The following is a 1,221-nucleotide window of genomic DNA, read 5'->3' on the forward strand; positions in this document are numbered from 1 at the left end:
TCCGCATCGAGAGCGTTTGTTTATTTGTGCTATCTCAGAACGAGTTTTTCTGCTCAAGCGCGGTGTTTGTTGGGCCGCTAAGTCTTCAAGATTTTTTGAGACCCGGCGACCTCTGACACCAATACACATGATCATCACCATCATCATGGGCTTATCATGGATCATTCGGCTTACATTTGCGCCGCATGATTGCTGCCCCCAACTGTAGGATAGGCAACCAGAATGACAATCTACCACTCTTCCGATTTCGGCTGGACCGCTGGCCAGGATATCTCTGACGAATTTGCGGCACTGGCGCAAACGTTCAAACCGGGCGACACGTTTGTCTTCGATCATATGTACCAAATCTCTGCCCCCAGAGCTATCACCCTGCCGGATGATTTTACGTTGGCTGGAGGCGCGCCAGGGGCCGGGCTCGACAGGATCGATACCGATAAGCATGTAGACGAATTGATCCGTTTTGGTGCGAATAACACTGTCACGGATCTGACGGTTACGCATAGCGATGCGCCTAACACTGGAACTTTGTCGCGCGGCGCTCAAGTTGGCGTAGATTTCCACAGTTCGATTACGTTCTCTGCAAGTAAAGACGGTTTAACTATTAGAAACAGCAGTTTTGAAGGGAACGTTTCCATCCTTCTTGACGTCCGAGAAAGCGATAACCTCGTTATTGAAGACAGCGAATTTGTCGGGGCTTTGGCGCAGGTACGCCTTCTAGGAGATGTCACCGGTGCAACGATCCACAACACTCTTTTTGATGGGGCTCTAGGAGATGGTATTAAAACCACTAGCGCTCCGGATGGGGGATACACATCAAATGTAACTGTGTCTGACTCTGTCTTTTTGAACCCCAACAGAGACGGGATAGACAGCACGGGTGGCTTCAAGGATTCCGTTGTTACGGATAGTTATTTCATTGGCGGCTTTACTGGGCTCGATCTTAAATCAGGCTTCAGTACAACGAATGATTTCCTCGCCGGTACAGCGATCAATGAGAATATCCTTATTACAAATTCGGAATTCATAGACAACAACAACGCCGTTGTCGCTACAACGCTGGACTTGGGCGGTTATCTGAACCCTGGCAATGCCAAACAATGGGCAGTGCAGAATATCCGCATAGAAGATTCCATCATTGAGAATACCGAGGGCGGCACGAAGTACGTGGTTCTGGCGAAGGATAGCTACAACATTCATTGGAGCAATGTGGATCTTCTCGGC

Annotated in this window: 1 protein-coding gene; it reads left to right on the forward strand. The window is 49.1% G+C overall.

Annotation, left to right across the window (positions count from 1 at the left end; genetic code table 11):
• Positions 1 to 222: 222 nt before the first annotated feature.
• A partial coding sequence (locus ACR0L9_RS20610; RefSeq protein ID WP_480896585.1) for a glycoside hydrolase family protein occupies positions 223 to 1,221 on the forward strand: 999 nt, incomplete at its 3' end.

It is taken from the genome of Ruegeria sp. I3 (genome assembly GCF_056532525.1).